This window comes from Ruegeria sp. BB1 (assembly GCF_056539465.1).
This window is the reverse complement of the sequence record NZ_JBQFVB010000013.1, coordinates 1-16,222: the sequence shown is the minus strand read 5'-3', so window position 1 is coordinate 16,222 and position 16,222 is coordinate 1. Positions and strand designations below refer to the sequence as shown.

The window sequence follows — 16,222 nt, the reverse complement described above, 5'->3', positions numbered from 1 at the left end:
TGAAACCTATTTGCAGACATTGCCAGTATTTTTGCCCGAATTTGCCCGATATTCAAAATTTATCGCGAGTATTTGACCTCGAAAGCCGAAGGCCAGCCACCGGATTACCCGAGGTATCGCGCAATTGCCGCCCGGCTTCCCCGTTGCCATATGGTCCTGAGCCATTGGGAAAACGCTGTTGCAAAACCTTCTTCCTGGCCGATATCTCCGTAGAATTTGCTTTGTGCGATCCAGATCAAGGGGTCCGATTTCGCGGCTAGAGCAGCGTCATGCAATTCGGTCCAAAAGGGGTCATTTTCCGCGATTTCGCTTCCGTCTTCGCGAAGGCCCGCGCACATCCGGCACCAGAACGCCTCGGCCAGGGCGAGCCCGTCTACTGGCGATCCTGACGCCAGTGCGTCACGCAGCGATGGCAGCAAAAATCCGGGATGGCGGGACGAGCCGTCAAAGGCAACCCGGCGTGTCGTGTCGTGAATGGCAGTATTCGCAAAACGTCTCGCGACCAGTTCAAGATAGTCAGCAGGTGGTGTTCCAGGCACCGGCGCGACATGAGGTAATATACCCTCAGCCTGAACCTTTTTGAAAAAGGCTGTGATATCGTCGTCCTGCATACAGTCGGCAATCGTCGGGACATTCAGTATTTCCCCAACATTCGCAAGCAGTTGATGGCCGCCATTCAGAACACGCAGCTTCATGGCCTCGTACGTATGTACATTGCGGGTCAGTGTCACACCAACCTTTTCAAGCGCGGGACGATCAGCGCAGAAATCATCCTCGATCACCCATTGGCGAAAATTCTCATGCGAAACCGGGGCGCGGTCTTCGATACCCAGGGCGCGGCATTGCGAGATCACCTGATGTGTTGTGGCCGGCACGATGCAATCCACCATCGAATTCGGAAATGCCCCGTTCTGTTCGATCCAGTTGGCCAGATCAGGGTCAGACAACCGCGCCAATCCGACGATACAGTTACGCAGGATCGTTCCGTTGCCTTGCAGATTATCGCAGCTGAGCGCGGTAAAAGGTTTTAAGCCATGCGCTCGACGTTGCCCAAGCGCCGCAACGATGGCGCCGAAAGCTGTACAAGGTTGGTCAGGGTTTTGCGCATCGTGGCGGATATCTTGGTGGGTAGTGTCTAGCGCCCCGGTATTGGCGTCCAGAAAATACCCCCCTTCGGTGATGGTCAGGGACACGATGCGGATCGCTGGATCGGACATTTGTTGGATCAACGGCGCGTTCCCGGGTTCGATCGGCAGATAGTCAATCATCGGGGCAATGATTTCAGCGGACATGCCGGACGGGTCAAGTTCGATCAGCGTTGTCAGACAATCCTGGCTGACCAGCTTTTCCCGCATCCCGGCATCATAGGCCCGAACCCCTGCGCCGATAATCGCCCAGTCCTTTGCCAGGCCCTGCTGCATCAAACGGTGGATGTACCAGGCCTGATGTGCGCGGTGGAAATTGCCAAGACCGATATGCACGATACCCGGTCGCAATTCAGCGTGGCAATACGATGGCCTTCTGACTGCTGCGGGCAAGTCCGTAAGGGCATTACGACCCAGCGGTACCGGAGGTTTTGCGTTCGCCAGAGGATCCATCAGCTCATCCAGTTTCCGCCATCGACATTATAGGTTTGCGCGACGATGTATTTGGCCTCGTCCGAAGCCAGAAAAACGGCCATTCCGGTCAAATCTTCGGCGCGGCCCATACGGCCATAGGGAACAGCCGCCGCCACTTCGCGCTTTTTCTGCCCGGGGGCTTTGCCTTCGTGTTTGGCAAAGAACGCATCAACACCGTCCCAGTGTTCGCCGTCAACAACGCCCGGTGCGATGGCGTTCACGTTAATCCCGTGTTGGATCAGGTTCAGCCCTGCCGATTGCGTCAGCGAGATAATCGCCGCCTTGCTGGCGCAATAGACCGAAACCAGAGGTTCACCACGCCGTCCGGCCTGAGAGGCCATGTTTATGATGCGGCCTTTGACCCCGTGCGCGATCATGTGTCGTGCAACCGCCTGCATGGTGAAAAGGGTTCCGGCGACGTTGATGTCAAAAACGCGGTTGAAATCGGCGCGCTCGATCTCGGTGATCGGGGCGGCAGTGAATATCGCGGCGTTGTTGATCAGAATGTCGATGGGTCCGAAATGCGCGAGTGTTTGCGCGACTGCTTGGTCGATGCTGGACTGGTTGGTTACGTCCATCTCGATGGCTAGCGCAGGATCACCGATTTCGGCTGCGGCCTTTCGCGCACGGGTAATGTCGACATCGGCAATCGCAACACGCGCGCCCTCGGCAACATAGGCTTTGGCAAAGGCTAGGCCGATACCACGCGCGGCCCCCGTAATTAGGGTTGTTTTGCCGGCCAAACGCGTCATTCGATGCGCAATCCCTGTGCGTCAAACCGATGAATGACATCTGCACGTGGGGCCAGATGGACACGATCTCCATGACGGAAGCCGACCTCTCCATCCGCGCGCACGGTGATGGTTTCGGCCAACCCGGTTTCGTGGATATGAAAGAAGGTGTCCGACCCCAGATGTTCGGATACGCCAACGACACCAGACCATGGCCCGTCGCTTTCGGATACCGTGATATGTTCAGGGCGCACACCAATGGTGTGGGCCCCGTGTTTCGCGGCCTCTTCACCCTCGATAAAATTCATTTTGGGCGAGCCGATGAAGCCTGCAACAAACAAATTGCGCGGAGTGCGGTACAGCTCTAGTGGGCTGCCGACCTGTTCGATGACACCGGCCTGAAGCACCACGATCTTATCGGCCATGGTCATCGCCTCGACCTGATCGTGAGTCACGTAGATCATTGTTGTGGCCAGACGTTCGTGCAACTCGCTGATCTCAAGCCGCATGCCCACCCGCAACGCCGCATCGAGATTGGACAGCGGTTCGTCGAACAGAAACGCCGCAGGTTCACGCACAATGGCGCGGCCAATGGCAACGCGCTGACGCTGCCCACCAGACAACTGGCCAGGTCGACGATCCAGATAGTCTGCAAGGTTCAGTACACCTGCAGCGCCTTCGACGCGCTTGTCGATTTCCGCCTGATCCAGTTTGGCCATGCGCAGCGGGAATGCGATATTCTTGCGCACCGTCATATGCGGGTACAGAGCGTAAGATTGGAACACCATCGCCAGGCCACGTTTGGCGGGGGGCACGTCAGTGGCATCTGCCCCGTCAATATCGATAGAGCCCGAGGTGATATCCTCCAACCCCGCGATCAAGCGCAGCAAGGTGGACTTGCCACACCCCGAAGGGCCGACAAAGACCGTGAACTCGCCGTCCTCGATGGTCAGATCCAGAGGCGGAATGACCTGCACGTCGCCGAAGCTTTTGGTCACGGATTTAAGTTGAATACGTCCCATACGTCGTCTTCCTTATTTCACAGCGCCGAAGGTCAGGCCGCGGACAAGTTGTTTCTGGCTGAACCAGCCAAGGATGAGGATTGGTGCGATCGCCATGGTCGAGGCCGCGCTGAGCTTGGCAAAGAACAGGCCCTCGGGGCTGGAGTAGCTGGCAATGAAGGCAGTTAGCGGTGCCGCGTCGACGGCGGTCAGGTTGAGGGTCCAGAACGCTTCGTTCCACGCCAGAATGAAGTTCAGGAGAACTGTCGAGGCGATGCCGGGGATGGCCATGGGCGTCAATACGTAAAGGATTTCTTCTTTCAGTGTCGCCCCGTCCATCCGTGCGGCTTCCAGAATTTCACCGGGGATTTCGCGGAAATATGTGTAGAGCATCCAGACGATGATCGGCAGGTTGATCAGCATCAGCACCACGACCAGTCCACCGCGTGTGTCTAGCAGTCCCAGACGGATGAACAGCAGGTAGATCGGATACAATACGCCAACGGCAGGTAGCATTTTGGTGGAGAGCATCCACAACAGGATGTCCTTTGTGCGCTTGGACGGTACAAAGGCCATCGCCCATGCGGCGGGGACCGCGATGATTACGCCAAGAATGGTCGATCCGCCTGCGATGATGACGGAATTCCACAGGAACCGCATATAATCAGACCGTTCTTGCACGATGGCATAGTTCTCAAGTGTCCAGTCGAAATTCAGGAACAGGGGCGGGCTGGCAATCGCCTGTGCCTCGGTCTTGAAACTGGTCAGAATGGTCCAGAGGATCGGGAAAAAGATCAGCAGTCCAACGGCCCAGGCAAGGGCGGTGTTCAGCGATTTGCGGCGGGGTGTGACGGTGCGGGCCATGGGTCGTATCTCCTCACGCGTCCAGGTTTTTGCCGACGATGCGCATCAGGAAGATGGCAACGATATTGGCAAGGATGATGGCGTAGACACCTCCGGCTGATCCAAGGCCGACGTTTTGGCTTTCCAACACGCGCTGGAAGATCAGGTAGGTGAGTGTGCGGGTGCCGAATGCACCGCCGGTGGTCACGAAGATCTCGGCGAAGATCGACAATAGAAAGATCGTCTGGATCAGGATCACAATCGTGATTGCGCGGCTCAGGTGCGGCAAGACGATATGGTAAAAGCGCTTCAGAACCGGCGCGCCGTCCATCTCCGCTGCTTCCAGCTGTTCGCTGTCCAGCGACTGGATGGCAGTCAGCAGGATCAGCGTGGCAAAGGGTAGCCACTGCCACGACACGATCATGATGATAGACGTCATCGAGGCCTCGGACAGCCATGAAATCGGCTCGGCCCCAAAAAAGCGCCACAGATGCGCCAGAAGACCGTTCACCGGGTCCATGAACATGTTCTTCCAGACCAGCGCAGAGACCGTAGGCATCACAAAGAAAGGTGCAATCACAAGGATGCGGACAACACCCTGACCCCACATTGGTTGATCCAGCAGAATGGCCAGCAGGATGCCCAAAATCACGGTGATCACCAGTACACCACCAACGATCATCAACGTCGCCTGCACGGCAGGCCAAAACGAGCTGGAGGACACAAACCGGACGTAGTTGTCAAAGCCGACCCAGCCCAGATCACCACCGCGTAGGGGCAGGTATTTCTTGAAGGAAAAATACAGCGTCATTGTCAGCGGCACGAGCATCCAGCCAAGCAGCAGGACCACGGCGGGTGCCATCATTAGGCGGGCCACTGATCGGGAATGTTGGGTTGCCATGGCGCAAGACCTCTCTGTTCAGGCGCATACCAGCCTGCGAGAAAAACGTGGATTGTGGAAGGGTAGGGCGGGGGGCAGACCTCTGCCCACCCGCAATTGGAAGACGTCAGTAACCTGCGGCTTCCATCTCTTCTGCGGTGAAGGCCTGCGCTTTTTCAAGCGCCTCTTCCACCGATTGCTGTCCGGCGTAAACGGCCGAGAATTCCTGGCTCACTTGCGTAGCAATGCCTGCAAATTCAGGGATCGCAGCAAACTGGATGCCGACATAGGGCACCGGTTTCACCGTCGGATCATTTGGATCAGCCGACAGGATCGAATCCAGTGTCATCTGGGCGAACGGAACCTTCTGATACTCGGGGTTCTCGTACAGTGATGTACGCGCACCCGGCGGGACGTTGGCCCAGCCTTCGTTTTCGGCCACCAGCTCAATGTAGTCTTTCGAGGTTGCCCATTCGATGAACTGCTTGGCAGCATCCGCCTGTTCGGTGCCTGCAGGGATGGCCAGCGCCCATGCCCAAAGCCAGTTGGAGCGCTTGTCAACGCCTTCCGAATTCGGAGCTAAGGCGAAGCCGACTTTGTCGGCCACAGTCGAGTCGTCAGGATTGGTTACAAACGATGCCGCGACAGTGGCGTCGATCCACATGCCGCACTTGCCCTGCTGGAACAGCGACAGGTTTTCGTTGAACCCGTTAGTAGCGTAACCCGCGGGGCCGGATTCACTCATCATGTCGACGAAGAAAGTCAGCGCTTCGTTCCATTCCGGCTGATCAAACTGGGGTTTCCAGTCTTCGTCGAACCAGCGGGCACCAAAAGAATTTCCGGTCACGGTAATGAACGCGCCACCTTCACCCCAACCGGCTTTGCCACGCAGGCAAATACCGTTGATGTCGTTGTCTCGATCCGTCATCGCCGCAGCCGCCTCTCGGATGAACTGCCAGGTCGGCGCATCAGGCATTTCCAGACCGGCTTTCTCCATCAGATCAGTGCGATACATGATCATCGAGCTTTCGCCATAGAACGGAGCCGCGAACAGCGTCCCCTCATGGCTCAACCCGTTGCGCATCGCGGGCAGGATGTCATCTACATCATATTCAGCTGACATTCCTTCCAGCGGCACCAGCCAACCATTGGCGCCCCAGATCGGGGTTTCGTACATACCGATGGTCATGATGTCGAATTGGCCACCTTTGGTGGTGATGTCGGTGGTCACGCGCTGGCGCAACACGTTTTCTTCTAGCGTCACCCATTCGACATCGATGCCGGTCGCCTCGGTGAACTTGTCGGTATAGCCCTGCATCCGGATCATGTCGCCGTTGTTCACGGTCGCTATGGTGATGGATTGCGCGTGGGCCGCTGCCGTGGCGACGAATGTCAACGCCGTCGCCGCACGAAGTGCGTTTTTCAGATACATCCTTGTCCTCCCTGAGCTTGGATGCTGTGCAGGAAGCCTAGTTCATAAATTGTCGCGGCGTCAATAAAAACTTTACGCGCGTTAAATTTAATGTTCAGGCGGACTCGCGTAAAACAAGTCTTGCGGGAAACAAAGTTTCTGTTCGTTTTTCAAATTTCCCACCGCTTTCAATAAGTTCGAACAGTGTTTCGACACTGCGGGCAGCCACATTGTCATAGTCATGCGCCGCCGTTGTCAGGGACGGACATGTGAATTTTGCGAAGGGATGATCGTCATTTGAGGCCAATCGTAATGTGCAATCTTCCTTGCGCCCAACCCGAATCCCCTGTTCGTAGCAGGCCGCCAGGAATCCGATGGCGAGACGGTCATTGCTGCACAGCACCGAGTCGGTCCGCAGGCTGCGTTCTTCCAGCACTTTTCGCGCACCTTGCCGACCGATCTCTTCAAAGGCCCATCCTGTGCCGTCAATCTTGATGATATGCGGTTCAAACCCCAAACGCTCCATAACGTCGACATAGGCTATGCGCCGCTTGTTGGCATTTGGGTTGGCTGGGGTGCGCATTTCAAAGAACGATGGTGGTTCCCCGGTGCGGGTCATGTATTCCACGGTTTGTGACACAAAGCTGAAATTGTCCGAACCGATGAAAGCAGCCCCCATACCATCAAGGTTACTGTCGAACAGAACCGTTGGAACATCGGCGCAGAATTTTTCAATCGCTGACTGATCCGACGCACGGCCCAGCGGTGCTAACAGAACACCTGCTGGTTTCAGCGACCGTAAGCTGTCGAGTATCTCATTCTCCAGTTTTTGCTCGCCATGTGAGCTGAATAGAGACGGGCGATACCCCGCCGCGATACAGGATTGCTCCAGATAGCGCGCGATCTCGGCAAAAAAAGGATCAGCCAGATAGGGCACGACGATACCAATATTCTTGGTCAGCTTCCGGTTCTGATTTATGGCGTAAATATTAGGGCGATAGTCAAAACGCTCTAACGCCTCTTCGATGCGCGCCCGCGTTGTGGGCCTCACGCTGTCCGGGTCGTGGAAATATTTCGAAACCGTCGGCCGGGATATCCCGCTGAGGGCCGCGAACTCTTCCATGTTTTTAATCTTGGTCATGCCAATCTACCTGCGGATCTTTGCCGCTTTGATCTTATCATAGCTTTACATATTCTTTGCGCGCGCTAAAAAATCAATAGCCGGACATGTGCCGCACCTCGGACGCAGGGCAAGGGTTGTAAATGTATCTCGGGATCGACATCGGCACATCAGCGGTCAAGGTTGTCTGCGCCGACACGGCGCGAATAATCGCGACGGCATCGGTTGAAATGCAAACCTCTTCGCCACAGCCTGGATGGTCGGAACAGCATCCTGACCTGTGGTGGCGCGCCACCTGCAACGCACTACGCAAGCTGGGGGAACAGATTACGTTGGCGGACGTTCGGGCCGTCGGTCTGTCGGGTCAGATGCATGGGGCCGTACTGCTTGACCAGGACTTGTACCCAATCCGTCCGGCCATTTTGTGGAATGACAGCCGTTCGGCGCAGGAATGCGGTGAACTTCGCGATGCGTTGCCGCAGATCGGTCAGATCGCGGGCGTTCTGCCCCTGCCGGGATTCACTGCGCCCAAGATTTCATGGCTGAAGCAGCATGAGCCTCAAAACTATGACCGCATCGCTCATATCCTGTTGCCGAAGGATTATATCGGGCTGCGCCTGCACGGGGTCCTCGCGACGGATCCCTGTGATGCGGCGGGCACCCTTTGGCTAGATCAAGCCGTGCGGCAATGGCACAGCGGGATCGCCGAGGCGACCCATGTTGCGACCCACTGGCTGCCGCAAATTTCCGATGGGCACGAAGTTGTGGGCACAATTTCGGCAGATACGGCCAACCAGACCGGACTGAAGTCCGGCGTACCTGTTGTAGCAGGAGGTGGGGATGCGGCCACCGGCGCAGTGTCGCTGGGAGCAACCGAACCGGGGCGAGGGTTTATTTCGCTGGGCACTTCCGGTCAGCTATTCGTTGCGGATCGCGTGTATAAGCCAAACCCGGAACGATATGTGCATGCGTTTGCGCATACACTCCCTGATCGCTGGTTCCAGATGGCGGCAATGCTAAACGGCGCCAGGCCAATCGCGTGGATCGGCGGGCAGCTTGGATTGTCCTCGGCAGAAGTCATCGCAATGGCCGAAACAGCCCCGCAAGACCGAGTGCCGATTTTCCTGCCTTATCTGACAGGCGAACGCAGCCCTCACGGCGACCCGCATATACGCGCCTGTTTCTTTGGACTGGAAGACGCGACAACGCGTGCAGAAATTTGTCGCTCGGTGGTTGAGGCCATCGCGTTTTGTTTCGCCGACGCCGCCCAGAGTTTTGGCGACTCGATAGACGGCCTGTCGGATTTGGCCGCTATCGGCGGCGGCAGCCGGTCCGACCTGCTGCTTGGGTTGATTGCAACGGTGACAGGCAAACCCATCCTTCGATCCGAAGGGGCGGATTCCGGCCCTGCCTATGGCGCGGCTCGATTGGCGGCTTGCGGTGACAAAGCGCTGACTATTGAGGACCTTGCCATCCAGCCCGCAGGATCTGTCAGGTTCGATCCTGCGGAAATGGGCGCATTGTCGGACCGGCTTGGCCGGTTTCGCGCGCTTTACAAAGCAGTTCGTGCTGCCGTCTAGGCATCCGCTGCCAACAAATCGCTGGCCTTTTCTCCAATCATGATCGCAGGAGCGTTCGTATTACCGCTGACGATCTCGGGCATAATCGAACAATCCGCCACCCGCAGATTGGCAATTCCGTGGACTCTTAGCTTTGCGTCGACAACCGATGCCTCAGAGTTGCCCATCGAGCAGGTGCCGGTCGGGTGATAGATCGAGGTCGAATTTGACCGGGCCCAATCCAGCGTGCCTTCGTAATCGTCACTGCTCAGATCCGCCGAGGGCCTGAATTCCTCGGAAATCTTCGAATGCAACGGGTTCTGCTTAGCAATCCCGCGGGCGATGTTCACGCCGTCGACGATGGTTCGACAATCCGTTTCGGTCGACAGGTAATTCGGGATTATTTTGACGTACTTTGAAGGGTCTGGCCCGTTTAGGCGCAGCTCACCCCGGCTTTCCGGCCGCAGCTGACAGACGGACATGGTAAAGGCCGAAAACGGATGCACACCCTCGCCGGGGCTGTCGGCGGACCATGGTTGGACGTGGAACTGAATGTCCGGAGTTTCAACGTCGGGGCGGGTCTTCATGAACCCCGTCGCCAGGCTGGCCGCCATGGTCATCGGACCGGCACGGAACAGGGCGTACTTCAGAGCGATACGCGCCTGATTGAACAAGCTGCGGACCTCATCATTCAACGTAGGTTCATTGCATTTGAACACCAGCCTGGCCTGCAGATGGTCCTGCAATCCCTTGCCGACACCGGGAAGGGCGTGCAGCGGTTCGATGCCGTTTTCCTTCAGGTGGTCCGGGTCGCCGATCCCCGACAGCATCAGAATCTGGGGCGAGTTAATCGCACCACCGGACAGGATGATTTCGCGCCGAACTTTCAGGGTTTGCTCGGCGCCCGAACGATCCCGATAGACCAATCCGGTCGCCTTTTTGCCCTCCAGCGTGATCCGTGTCACCAGGGCCTTTGTGATGATGTTTAGGTTCTGTCGATCGCGGATGGGTTTCAGATACGCCACGGCAGCGCTACAGCGGCGGCCATTGCGCGTGGTTAGCTGGAAATACCCCACACCTTCTTGCTCAGCCCCATTGTAGTCTGGATTAAACGGATACCCTGCGGCCTGCGCGGCTGCGACCCAGGCGTCACAGATCGGGCGTTGGATGCGCATGTTTGACACCGACAATGGCCCGCCGACGCCGTGGAATTCATCCTCGCCACGCTCCTGATCCTCGCAACGTTTGAACAGGGGCAGAACGTCGTCCCACCCCCAACCTTCGTTGCCCATCTGACGCCAGCGGTCGTAATCCTCTTTCTGGCCGCGCACGTACAGCAACCCATTCAGCGACGAAGACCCGCCCAGCACCTTGCCACGCGGCCAGTCGATAGAGCGCCCATTCAGCCCTGGATCAGGTTCAGTACGATAACACCAATCGACCGAAGGGTTATGCATGGTTTTGAAATAGCCCACCGGGATGTGAATCCACGGATTGGTGTCGCGACCGCCGGCCTCGAGCAAAGCAACGGTCACGTTTGGGTCGGCGCTCAGGCGATTGGCGATGACACAGCCCGAAGACCCGGCCCCGACAACTGCATAGTCTACTTCCATGATCACCTCCCTGAAACTGGTTTCAAAAAGTTCTAGCCAAACGATGAGAAATATACTAGCCTTTTTTGATACAAAACGTCTCATTATTTGCGATCAGGGAGGTAAGCAATGGAGATCGGACGGAAACTAAGTGGTATTTCACGGCGGGATTTTTTCCGCGTGGCAGGCCGTTACGGTATGAGCTCAACTCTGCTGGCTGCGGGTGGGTTCGGTGGGGCGATGAGCCTGGCGAATCTGGCGCAGGCTGCCGAATCAACCTACGAAAAGCGCTTTTCGAAAGAGCCGAAGCACACGCTGAAATTCGGCGCATCGGGCTTTAATACCCGCAACTTGCTGATCGAGCGTGCGGGTGCAATCGAATTTGCGCGTGACCTGGAAGAGCGCACCGATGGCGAGATTCGCATCGAGTTCATCGGCGACAACCAGATCTGCGGTCAGTTGAGCTGCGTCGAGAAAACCCAGCAGGGGATCGTCGACATCTATGCCGCCTCGACTCAGAACTCGGCTGGTGGTGCGCCCTATCTGAACGTGCTGGACTATGCCTATATGTTCCCCAGCCGCGCGGCGCAGTACCACTTTTTCTACAGCCCGGCGAGCCAGCGCATCCTGCGCGATCCGCTAGAAAAACGGCACGGTCTGAAATTCCTGTTCACTCATTGTGAGCTGCGCGGTCTGCAGATGGGCGCGAACTTTGCCGACAAGCCAACCGTCACAAAGCTGGAAGAACTATTTGGCACCAAGAACCGTGTGACGGGTACGCAACTTGGCCGTATCGCCATGCAACTGCTGAACCTGAATCCGGTACCTGTCGCGTGGGAGGAAACGCTGGACGCGCTGAAAACCGGCCTGATCGACGGCGCCGAAACTTGGGCATCGGCTGTGGCCTACGCCAACATGGCGCCTGTGGTGTCACAATCGGTGAACCTGAAATTCTTCTGCGGTACCGAGCATACGTCCATGTCTTCGAAGGTCTTCGACAGTCTGGGCGGTGAGTTGCAGGATGCGGTGATGGAGTCTTCATACTTCACGCAGGCGCTGATCCAAGGTGCGAACGAAGCCGCGCTGTTGAACACCGTGGGTTTCTCGGAACCGCAATTGCCGCATACGATCTTCGCCGAAAACGGCGTACGCCCGGCCTTCCTGGCGGACGACCAAATTAAACTGGCCGAAGAAATGTGTGCCCCCAATTACAACCCCGAGCCTTGGGCACAATGGCGCGAGCGCATTAACAAATGGGCCGGTGGTATCGACACATATCAGGAGATCTACGACATCGCGCGTGAGATTCCCGCTGATACAATTGCGGAAAACGTCGAGCCACGCCGTTGGTGGAGAGGCGAAGCCTAACCTAAGCTTAATACGAACCGGCCCGGGTGGGCCGGTTCCACTAAACACCGACTGGGAGGACGGGGTTCATGTCATTTTGGGCAGATGTCGGCGCGATATTCAGTGCTTTACTCACCTTCGATTCATTCGAGATTCAATCCGCGCTGGAATCCGACGCAACATGGGTCGTAGGCGCAATCGTCTCGGCCCTGGGTGGGCTCCTCATCATGTGGATTTACCAAAAAGTGCCGTTTGTCGAACGCCACTTTGAACGTGCCGTGATGGTTTATTCCTACCTTGCGATTGCCTTCATCATCTTTTGGGGCGTGATTGACCGGTTCGTGTTCAACGATCAGGAGCCTTGGTCAACAACGATCCCGCCACTGCTGTTCATGGTGATGGCGTGGTTCGGCGCGTCTTATAACGTGCGGCTACGCACGCATCTAAGCTTTAGCGAATTTCGCACCTCTATGCCGCGCGGCGGGCAACTGGCTTGCCTGTTCCTAGATGCTGTCCTTTGGTTCATCTTCGCAGTGATCGTCATTGTGACCACCACACGGTTGGTGGCGCTGTCGGCATCGAACTTTCAGATCGTTCTGGGTACTGACAACATCATGCAGTGGTGGTTCCTGTTGGCCGCGCCGCTGTCGTTCTTTTTGATGGTTGGGCGGGTGTTTCAGAACCTCGCCGACGATCTGCACAACTGGAAAACAGGTGAGCCGCTTATCAAGCAGGCCGTGATTGGAGCAGACTGATGACAGACGGAACCATGGTCACACTGATCTCGCTTGGGGTCACCTTTCTGTTCATGCTGGGCGTGCCAGTGCTTCTGGTCATTGGCTATTGGGTTATTGGCTGTTCGTTTGTGCTGGGCCTGACGCTGGACAATATGGGGGCCGAGCTGCTGAATGTGTTCAACAAAGGCTTCGCCCTGCTGGCGATGCCGCTGTTTATCCTGACTGGCGACCTGATCAACAAATCCGGCATCGCGCGGCGGCTTAGTGATTTTGCATATGCCTGTCTGGGCTGGATACGCGGCGGGCTGGCAATGGCATCGCTGGGGGCTTGCGGGCTTTTCGCAGCGATCTCGGGGTCAAACTCGGCAACAACCGCGACCATCGGGTCGATGCTGCACCCTGAGATGGTCAAGGGCGGTTATGATGAACGCTTCAGCGCCGCAACAGCAGCGGCGGGTGGTACAGTTGGGATCATCATCCCACCGTCGATCATCTTCATCGTTTACGGGTTCCTGATGAACCTCCCGATTTCCGAGCTGTTTGTGGCGGGTATCCTGCCCGGCGCGTTGATGGTGTTTGGCATGCAATTTGCCTGCTGGATAATCTGCCGGATCAACGGCTGGGGATATTTGATCCCGTTGCAACTAAACCGGGTGCTGAAAACCGCGTTTGGTGCGTGGCTGGGCTTTTTCGCCATCGGATTGGTGTTGTGGGGCATCTACACGGGCAAGTTTTCACCAACCGAGGCGGCCGGTGTGACCGTAGGCTTCTGCGTCATCGCAGGGCTGGTCAGCTATCCGATCAACCGTGTCATGGGCGCACGCAATGACATTCCGCCGACCGAAAAAAGCTATGCTGAGATGTTCGTGGTCGAAGGCTTCACGATCCCCGAGATCCCCTCGATCGTGATCCGCTCGGCCCAGATCACTGGCATCCTTGCACCGCTGATCGCAATTTCGGTTGTGATGCAGCAAATCTTGTCGCTGCTCGGCGCGCAAGAGACCATCGGGAACTTTGTGACCTCGATGGGTGGTTATCATGCGGTGCTGTTCACCTCGATGGTGATCGTCTTCTTCTCGGGCATGGTACTGGAAAGCCTTCCGGTCACGATCATTCTCGCCCCGATCTTGGCGCCGATTGCCGCCTCGGTTGGCATTGATCCGATCCATTTCTCGGTGATTTTCCTTGTGGGTGCTTCTATCGGGTTCATCACGCCACCTTACGGGCTGAACCTGTATGTGGCGTCGGGTGTGACGGGCGTGCCTTATTTCCGGCTGCTGCGGTATACGGTGCCTTATCTGGTGGCTCTGTTGTCGGTCTGGATTTTGGTGTCGCTGGTGCCCGATCTGGCCTTGATCCTGCTGCCAAATAACTAGAATGTTGCGGGATGGCCGAGACGGAAACACAAGAAAAAGAAACTCAGATCCCAACGAACCTGCGCCTGTTGCTGATCCTTGAAGAGGTGGCTCGGCGCGGGGTAGCTGTTAAACCGTCAGACCTGATCGATGCATTGGGTCTGGCAAAACCCACCGTCCACCGCCTGCTGCAAACGGCCGAGGCCGAGGGGTTTCTGCAACGCGATCTCGACGGCCGGTCTTATGGCCCTGGCCGTCGTTTACGACTGCTTTCTGTCAACACCATGTCTGCCGAACATTTGCGGACTGCACGCCTGGCCATATTGCGCAGCGTGGCCGAGGAGGTAGGAGAGACATGCAACCTCGCCATTCCCGACCGCGAGGGGATGATCTATCTGGACCGGGTCGAAACCAAATGGCCCCTGCGCATTCAGTTGCCCGTGGGCACGCAGGTTCCGTTTCACTGCACGGCCAGTGGAAAAATGTACCTGTCCACGCTGCGTCAGAAAACGCTGGACGGGTTTCTTTCGGCCGGAAAATTGCAGCCGCAGACCGAGCGTTCGCTGACGGACCCCAAGGCAGTAAAGGCTGAAGTCCAACGCATTTCCGACAATCAGTATTCTACCGATGATGAGGAATTCATGACCGGAATGTCCGCACTTGCGGTGCCTGTTCAGGACGGGCAGGGCAGGTTGGTAGGGACGCTATCGGTTCACGCCCCGACCCAACGCCATGATGTCGGCAGCCTGATGTCGTTTCTGGAAACACTGCGGCAGGGCGCGGACAAACTTTCAAGTCTTCTCGCTGAGTGACCAGAAAAACGCAGCGCCAAACTGTACCAGTGGCCGATCCACAAAACCGTTTGGCGCTGTCCTATTTAGGTAGCCTAAGCCCTTCGGATCAAGCCGCTGCGATCTGGCCTGCTTTTTCGACCAGCACTTCGGCCTGACGGATTGAGGCATAGTCGATCAGACGGCCATCCAGAGACACAGCGCCTTTGCCCGCCGATTCAGCCTCGGCCATGGCGACAAGAATGCGCTGTGCCTTGGTGACTTCGGCCTCGGATGGCGACATGACCTCATTGGCCAGGGCAATTTGGCTGGGGTGGATGGCCCATTTGCCTTCACATCCCAGAACCGCCGCGCGTTTGGCAGCCGCTCGATAGCCGTCGGGATCCTGAAAGTCGCCAAATGGCCCATCGATTGGACGCAGTCCGTTGGCGCGTGCCGCAACCACCATGCGCGCCAGCGCATAGTGCCACATGTCACCCCAATGGGTCAGACGGTCACCATCGGCATCTGCGTCGGTCAACACGGAATAATCGGGGTTCACGCCGCCGATGATCGTGGTTCGTGCGCGGGTCGAGGCCGCATAGTCAGCCACTCCGAAATGCAGGCTTTCATTGCGTTTGGAAGCTGCCGCAATCTCGCTGACATTCTGCATCCCAAGCGCGGTTTCGATGATGTGTTCGAACCCGATCCGTTTCTTGTAGCCTTTGGCGTCCTCAATCTGCGTTACCAGCATATCGACCGCATAGACGTCCGCAGCGGTGCCAACCTTGGGGATCATGATCAGGTCCAGCCGTTCGCCAGCCTGTTCGACCACATCCACCACATCGCGATACATATAATGCGTATCCAGCCCGTTGATCCGCACCGACATGGTTTTGTTGCCCCAGTCGATATCGTTCAGCGCCTCGATGATGTTCTTGCGGGCCTGTTCCTTTTCATCAGGCGCGACCGCGTCTTCCAGATCAAGGAAGATCACATCTACATCTGATTGTGCGGCCTTTTCGAACATTCCGGGTTGGCTGCCCGGAACGGCCAGTTCGCTGCGGTTCAGGCGAGCAGGGGCTTGGTCGATGTTATGAAAGCTCATGGGTAAGGGTCCTTCGTCTTACAGGTTCGGATAGAGAGGGAAGCGCGCGCAGAGGTCTGCGACCTCGGCTTTGACCTTGGCTTCGACGGCGCTGTTGCCGTCTTCGCCATTGGCGGCCAGCCCGTCGACCACTTCGATGATCCAGTCGG

Annotated in this window: 14 protein-coding genes; 5 read left to right on the top strand and 9 right to left on the bottom strand. The window is 57.1% G+C overall.

The genetic code is table 11. The features are described 5' to 3' along the window. Window positions 1–104 precede the first annotated feature (104 nt). The 7 genes from ACR0AL_RS19950 to ACR0AL_RS19920 form a co-directional block, all read right to left on the bottom strand. Entirely contained in the window at window positions 105–1,598 is a 1,494-nt protein-coding gene (locus ACR0AL_RS19950) for a mannitol dehydrogenase family protein (protein WP_480649234.1), read from the bottom strand. Next, window positions 1,598–2,371, bottom strand: coding sequence for an L-iditol 2-dehydrogenase (locus ACR0AL_RS19945; RefSeq protein ID WP_170351962.1), 774 nt, complete (start codon window positions 2,369–2,371; stop codon window positions 1,598–1,600). The genes ACR0AL_RS19950 and ACR0AL_RS19945 overlap by 1 nt, the downstream gene beginning before the upstream one ends. Continuing rightward, entirely contained in the window at window positions 2,368–3,372 is a 1,005-nt protein-coding gene (locus tag ACR0AL_RS19940) for an ABC transporter ATP-binding protein (RefSeq protein WP_480649232.1), read from the bottom strand. Before ACR0AL_RS19940 ends, ACR0AL_RS19945 begins: the two co-directional genes overlap by 4 nt. 12 nt (window positions 3,373–3,384) lie before the next feature. Further along, complete coding sequence (locus ACR0AL_RS19935) at window positions 3,385–4,215, bottom strand: carbohydrate ABC transporter permease (protein WP_170351960.1); 831 nt, start codon at window positions 4,213–4,215, stop codon at window positions 3,385–3,387. Between the two features lie 13 nt (window positions 4,216–4,228). Next, on the bottom strand, window positions 4,229–5,095 hold the full coding sequence (locus ACR0AL_RS19930) for a carbohydrate ABC transporter permease (protein ID WP_170351959.1): 867 nt from the start codon (window positions 5,093–5,095) through the stop codon (window positions 4,229–4,231). 106 nt (window positions 5,096–5,201) lie between these two features. Beyond that, a complete protein-coding gene (locus tag ACR0AL_RS19925; protein ID WP_170351958.1) occupies window positions 5,202–6,506 on the bottom strand; it encodes an ABC transporter substrate-binding protein in 1,305 nt (434 codons plus the stop codon). Window positions 6,507–6,600: 94 nt separating this feature from the next. Continuing rightward, entirely contained in the window at window positions 6,601–7,626 is a 1,026-nt protein-coding gene (locus tag ACR0AL_RS19920) for a LacI family DNA-binding transcriptional regulator (protein WP_170351957.1), read from the bottom strand. A 122-nt stretch (window positions 7,627–7,748) separates the two neighbouring features. Here ACR0AL_RS19920 and xylB point away from each other — a divergent pair, with 122 nt between their 5' ends. Continuing rightward, window positions 7,749–9,185: a xylulokinase gene (gene xylB / locus ACR0AL_RS19915; protein WP_480664394.1), complete on the top strand. Its 1,437-nt coding sequence runs from the start codon at window positions 7,749–7,751 to the stop codon at window positions 9,183–9,185. On the opposite strand, the gene ACR0AL_RS19910 is transcribed toward xylB, so the two are convergent. Next, on the bottom strand, window positions 9,182–10,777 hold the full coding sequence (locus ACR0AL_RS19910) for a GMC family oxidoreductase (RefSeq protein ID WP_480664392.1): 1,596 nt from the start codon (window positions 10,775–10,777) through the stop codon (window positions 9,182–9,184). The two genes, xylB and ACR0AL_RS19910, sit on opposite strands and share 4 nt — an antisense overlap. 108 nt (window positions 10,778–10,885) lie before the next feature. Here ACR0AL_RS19910 and ACR0AL_RS19905 point away from each other — a divergent pair, with 108 nt between their 5' ends. The 4 genes from ACR0AL_RS19905 (at window position 10,886) to ACR0AL_RS19890 (ending at window position 15,007) form a co-directional block, all read left to right on the top strand. Further along, window positions 10,886–12,124: a TRAP transporter substrate-binding protein gene (locus ACR0AL_RS19905; RefSeq protein ID WP_170351954.1), complete on the top strand. Its 1,239-nt coding sequence runs from the start codon at window positions 10,886–10,888 to the stop codon at window positions 12,122–12,124. Window positions 12,125–12,192: 68 nt separating this feature from the next. Then, window positions 12,193–12,858 carry a TRAP transporter small permease gene (locus ACR0AL_RS19900; RefSeq protein WP_170351953.1) on the top strand — a complete coding sequence of 222 codons (666 nt, stop codon included), beginning with the start codon at window positions 12,193–12,195 and terminating at the stop codon, window positions 12,856–12,858. Then, window positions 12,858–14,216: a TRAP transporter large permease gene (locus tag ACR0AL_RS19895; RefSeq protein WP_170351952.1), complete on the top strand. Its 1,359-nt coding sequence runs from the start codon at window positions 12,858–12,860 to the stop codon at window positions 14,214–14,216. Before ACR0AL_RS19900 ends, ACR0AL_RS19895 begins: the two co-directional genes overlap by 1 nt. An 11-nt stretch (window positions 14,217–14,227) precedes the next feature. Then, complete coding sequence (locus ACR0AL_RS19890) at window positions 14,228–15,007, top strand: IclR family transcriptional regulator (RefSeq protein ID WP_170362725.1); 780 nt, start codon at window positions 14,228–14,230, stop codon at window positions 15,005–15,007. Between the two features lie 88 nt (window positions 15,008–15,095). Here the strand turns inward: ACR0AL_RS19890 and ACR0AL_RS19885 are convergent, their stop codons facing one another. Continuing rightward, entirely contained in the window at window positions 15,096–16,073 is a 978-nt protein-coding gene (locus tag ACR0AL_RS19885; RefSeq protein ID WP_170351950.1) for an HpcH/HpaI aldolase/citrate lyase family protein, read from the bottom strand. Between the last annotated feature and the right edge of the window lie 149 nt (window positions 16,074–16,222).